Origin of the sequence: Dactylosporangium sp. NPDC050688 (assembly GCF_040654515.1) — a bacterium.
In the GTDB taxonomy this organism is placed as follows: Bacteria; Actinomycetota; Actinomycetes; order Mycobacteriales; family Micromonosporaceae; genus Dactylosporangium.
This window is the reverse complement of record NZ_JBFAIC010000020.1, coordinates 145,405-149,797: the sequence shown is the minus strand read 5'-3', so window position 1 is coordinate 149,797 and position 4,393 is coordinate 145,405. Positions and strand designations below refer to the sequence as shown.

The 4,393-nt window shown below is 72.8% G+C and carries 5 protein-coding genes; 2 read left to right on the top strand and 3 right to left on the bottom strand.

Annotated elements, in window-relative coordinates:
- Both AB0H83_RS21220 and AB0H83_RS21215 read right to left on the bottom strand, forming a co-directional pair.
- Positions 1-474, bottom strand: a 474-nt coding sequence (locus AB0H83_RS21220; RefSeq protein ID WP_360096366.1) for a hypothetical protein, incomplete at its 3' end; no start/stop codon positions are given.
- 628 nt (positions 475-1,102) lie between these two features.
- Positions 1,103-1,573 (bottom strand): ATP-binding protein, encoded by a 471-nt coding sequence (locus AB0H83_RS21215; RefSeq protein ID WP_360096363.1) that lies wholly within the window; start codon positions 1,571-1,573, stop codon positions 1,103-1,105.
- 139 nt (positions 1,574-1,712) lie between these two features.
- Between AB0H83_RS21215 and AB0H83_RS21210 the strand changes: the two genes are divergently transcribed.
- Positions 1,713-2,321 carry a DUF1275 family protein gene (locus AB0H83_RS21210; RefSeq protein WP_360096360.1) on the top strand — a complete coding sequence of 203 codons (609 nt, stop codon included), beginning with the start codon at positions 1,713-1,715 and terminating at the stop codon, positions 2,319-2,321.
- A gap of 19 nt (positions 2,322-2,340) precedes the next feature.
- Positions 2,341-3,213, top strand: coding sequence for an NAD(+)/NADH kinase (locus AB0H83_RS21205; RefSeq protein WP_360096357.1), 873 nt, complete (start codon positions 2,341-2,343; stop codon positions 3,211-3,213).
- 50 nt (positions 3,214-3,263) lie between these two features.
- Here AB0H83_RS21205 and AB0H83_RS21200 read toward each other — a convergent pair whose 3' ends face one another.
- On the bottom strand, positions 3,264-4,121 hold the full coding sequence (locus AB0H83_RS21200) for a maleylpyruvate isomerase family mycothiol-dependent enzyme (RefSeq protein WP_360096354.1): 858 nt from the start codon (positions 4,119-4,121) through the stop codon (positions 3,264-3,266).
- Between the last annotated feature and the right edge of the window lie 272 nt (positions 4,122-4,393).

Here is a 4,393-nt window from a genome sequence, read left to right as displayed (position 1 = left end):
CGCGCCGAACGCCAGCGGTGGCGCGACGAGCGGGCCCGCGCCAAGGCAGAGTTCGCGGAGGCCCGCCGGCACGGGCTCGCGGCACGGCACGCGACGAAACTGGCCCGGCTGCGCAATGCCCGCCTGCTGGCGGAACTGAACCGCGCTGAGCCCGCGGCTGCGGCACCGGGACCGGTGGTGCGTGGGCCGACGGAGGGTGCGCAGGTGGCGCGCTCGTCCGCTGTCCAATCTCCGACCGAAGCCGACACCAGCGCACGGCACCAGCGCAGCCAGGCTGTGGCGGCGGTGCCGCCCGTGGCCCGGCAGGGTGGCGAGGCTGTAGTCGTGGCGCCGCTCACGGCCCGGCAGGGTGGCGAGGCTGTAGTCGTGGCGCCGCTCACGGCCCGGCAGGGTTGCCAGCGCCGAGCAGGCCGCCATGGCCACGACGACGCGACCGGCACCGACGTTCACCTCGACGCCGATACCGGTGCTCACCTCGGCACCTCCGCCGACGCGGGGGTTCACACTGTCGTCGATATCGGGTCGACACCGGCCGGCACCGGGACCTGCCGGCACCAGCCGGCATCGGCCGCCGCCGCCAACGGCGCCGACCCCGCCGCCCACGGTGACGGCGCCGACCTCACCGGCTGCGGGCTTCGGTCGGCAGAGCCAGCCGAGCCCACTGAGTCAACTGGGTCACCAGCACGCGGTCGCCGCGCCGACCACACCCACCGCCGCACCGCCGCCAGCTGCAGTCGCCGCCGAGCTGGGTGGCGCCGTGGACCTGTTGAAGCGCGCCGGCCGGGCCGCCGCGCTGGGGGTGTTCAGGGTCGTGTCCAGGGTCGTGTTCGAGCTGCCGGCGCTGTGACCCCGGCACCTGCGGGCATCATCCGGTGCCGGCCGGTGCCGGCCGGTGCCGGCAGGGGTTGCCCCGGCGGGCGCCGCTCACCTGCGGGCCGTGTCAATTGCGACCGCGCCGCATCCATCATCGCCGTCGAGATCGCCGCCGGTTCGCCGCCGACGCCGTGGCCGGACCGCCGTGGCCGGACCGCCGTGGCCGGACCGCCGTGGCCGGACCGCCGTGGCTGTTGCCGGCGCCCGGCGCCGGTGGTCAGTGGCCCTGTCAGTGGCGCTGCCAGATCTCCGCGTCTGTGGTCCAGCGCAGGGTGGTGACGGCCTGCAGGACCAGCCCGCCGGACATCGCCGGGGTCAGGTACAGCTCGTCGGCGAGGGCGCGGATGATGTGCAGGCCCCGGCCGTGCTCGTCGAGCACCGCGAGGTCCATGGCGGCGAGCTCACGGTCGGTCAACTCGGTCGCCAGGATCAGCCGTTTGGGGTCGATCACGGAGCCGTCGTTGACGACGTGGATCACGCAGCGCACGTCACTGATGTCGATGCTGATCTCGTAGTCGTCGGTCTCCAGGGCGTGCTCGATGACGTTGGCGCAGGCCTCGGTGAGGATGAGCCCGATGTCGTCGCGGCAGCCCGGCTCCACGCCGAGCGTCCCCAGCGCCTGGTCCAGCAGGCGTCGCGCCATCGGCACCGTCGCGGCGTCCCGCGGCAGGTGCAATGCGAGCCGTAGCGCGATCGACACCGTGTCATCGCCCCCTTCCTCTGTGATTGTTCCCAGCGACCGTACCCTCAGCACCACCGGTTTCATGTTTGTCACACGGCAAACATCCTCATCCGGTCCGGGTGAGGATGGGTCGCCCGGATCTGGGAACGGGTCGCGAATGCGACGAACACAGTGGTTGCTAGCCCTCGCGGCCGGGTACGTCGACGGCATCTGCCTGCTGTTCCTCGGTGGCGTCTTCGGCAGCGTCGTGGCCGGCAACCTCGTCGTCCTGGGCGTCGCCGGCGTGCAGCGGCTCCCGGAGACGGCGCTGCGCGCGGCGCTGTCCGTCGCCGTGTACGGCGGGACCGTCCTGCTCGCCCGCCGGGTCGCGCCGAGCCACTGCCTGGTCGGGGCGCTGCTCGCGCTGTGCACCCTGTGCGGCGGGTGGATGGTGACGCAGCATGACCCGCGCGGCCTCACCCAGCTGCCGCTGCTCGCGCTCGCCGCCATCGCGACCGGCCTGCAGCACGCCGCCGGCCGCGACGCACGTACCGCCGCCACCCGCGACCCTCACGCCGCCGCCGCCGACGCGGGCCTGCCGGCGCTGCTGCCGCTGGCGGGCATCCCCGTCGGCGCGCTCGGCGCCGGGCTGCTGCTGGAGCGGGTGCCGTGGGCCGGACCACTGCCGGCGGTCCTGCTGGTCGCCATCGCCCTCGTGGTGGGAGCCCGGCGCCCGCCGTCGGTGCCGGCACCCCCGGCCCGGCATCGCGAACCGGCCCGGCTGTGATCGGTCGTACAGTTGCGCCATGGGCATGGTGCACACGGTCGGGCTGGTCCTGCATCCCCGCCGCGACTCGAAACCGGCGATCGACGCCATCATCGAATGGTCCAGGATCCGCGACGTCACGGTGCTCGGCCTGCCCGACGAGGTCGACCGCATCGACTGCACCGCCGTCGCGGTCAACGCCGACGAGCTGGTGAGCCGGGCGTCCCTCGTGGTCAGCCTCGGCGGCGACGGCACCATGCTGCGCAGCATGCGGCTGCTGTCGGGCAAGCCGACCCCGGTCCTCGGCGTCAACCTCGGCCGCCTCGGGTTCCTCGCCGAGGTCGCCGTCGAGGAGCTCGGAGCCGCGCTGAGCGCGATCGACGCACACCGGTACACCGTGGAGCCGCGCATGGCGATCCGCACCCGGCTGCCCGACGGCACCGACGTGACCGCCTTCAACGACATCGCCCTGGTACGGGTGCCGGGGCAGGGCCTCGCCGCCATCGGCATCTCGATGCAGGGCTACCCGTTCGTGCGGTACTCCGCGGACGCCCTCATCGTCGCCACGCCCACGGGCTCGACGGCGTACAGCTTCTCCGCCGGCGGCCCGATCGTCTCCCCGAACGTCGAGGGCATCCTGGTGGTGCCCGCGGCGGCACACTCGGCGTTCAACCGGGCCATGGTGCTGTCCCCCGACGAGGACCTCGACCTGGAGCTGCTGCCGAGCAGCGGCCGGCTCGTCATGGAGATCGACGGCATCCTGGGCGCCGAGCTGAAGCCCGGCGACACGCTGACCGTGTCGGCGGCCCCGGCCGCGGCGAAGGTGGTGCGCCTGGGGTACACCACCTTCTACGAACGCGCGCGGCGCAAGCTGCAGGTCAACGGCAGCCTGGAGGCCGAGGAGCCGGCCTGACCCGGCTGCCGTGGCCCTTCCCTGAGTGGCTGCTTTGGCCCTTCCTCTGATCAACCGAAGGCAACGTGGCCGAGCCAGTGGTGCAACAGGTTCGTGTCGCCTTCGACGGTCATCCCGTCGGGGGTGCGGCGGCGGTACACCATGAGCAGCAGCTCCCGCAGCGGTGCTCTGACGGTGACAGCGGCCGGGCCACCTCCGCGCCGCCACGCGTTGACCGTGCCGGTCAGGTCGACGAACCAGCCCTCGGCTCTGTCGTCCCAGCTCTTGTCCCGGCTTTTGGCTCCCTCACCCCGGCGCTCAGCTCCCACGTCCCGGCTCTCGGCTCCCGCGTCCCGGCTCTTGGCTCCCTCGTCGGGGATCAGCGCGATGGTCCGGCCGGCCCCGAGGATCTCCCGCTTCGCAGGGTTGAGGTCGAAGTGGACCGGGTGCGCGTCCAGCTCCATCCACTCGTCCAACGCGTCCACGGCCACCTCCGTCGCCACCTCGAACGGCACCCCGGCGGCCAGCATGGCATCGGCGCGGTGCACGAGCGTCTCGTGCGCGAAGCGCCGTGCCCAGAACGGCATCCCGCCCACCTCGAACGGCGTCCACACCTCCGCGTCCGGCCCCGCCTCACCGAGCGCCGCGGCGAGCTCGTGCGCACCGTCGAGGAGCCAGTCCCCGGGAACCGCCCCGCCGTCGTCCCCGGCGACGTCCCGGACGATACTGTCCGGCACGAAGCCGGTGGCCCGGGTACGCACGATCTCAGCCGCCCACCGGTGCCCACCCCCGACGTGCCGCAGCAACGACCCCAGCGTCCACCCGGGACACGACGGCACCGGCGCGCGCAGGTCAGCCCCGCCCGCCAGCCCTGCAACGAGCAACTCGGTCTGACTGACGATCCAGGTACGATGACGCTCGAACCCCATGACGCCTCACCCTCTCAGCGATTATTACCGACAGCCACCACACCGGAGATCAACTTGCAGGTCTGGTGTAGAGTGCTGTACAGCGGAACGCCCGGCACGACCTCGAACCCGGCGTTGCTGTCAGAGACAGTCGGAGCTACCCCGCTGATCCTCGACATCCCGGGCCACAACGTTCGCCGGCAACTTCGGTGACGCCTTGACCGTTCGCGGTTCGAGGCCGCACGAGGCGGCGGGCCTGAGGCCGCCATTGGCAGCCAGCCATCGGCTAGCGG

Bases quoted from the DNA above. Each gene is read 5' to 3' on its own strand.
- AB0H83_RS21210 (WP_360096360.1), top strand. From the start codon at position 1,713: ATGCGACGAACACAGTGGTTGCTAGCCCTCGCGGCCGGGTACGTCGAC.
- AB0H83_RS21205 (WP_360096357.1), top strand. From the start codon at position 2,341: ATGGGCATGGTGCACACGGTCGGGCTGGTCCTGCATCCCCGCCGCGAC.
- AB0H83_RS21200 (WP_360096354.1), bottom strand. From the start codon at position 4,121: ATGGGGTTCGAGCGTCATCGTACCTGGATCGTCAGTCAGACCGAGTTG.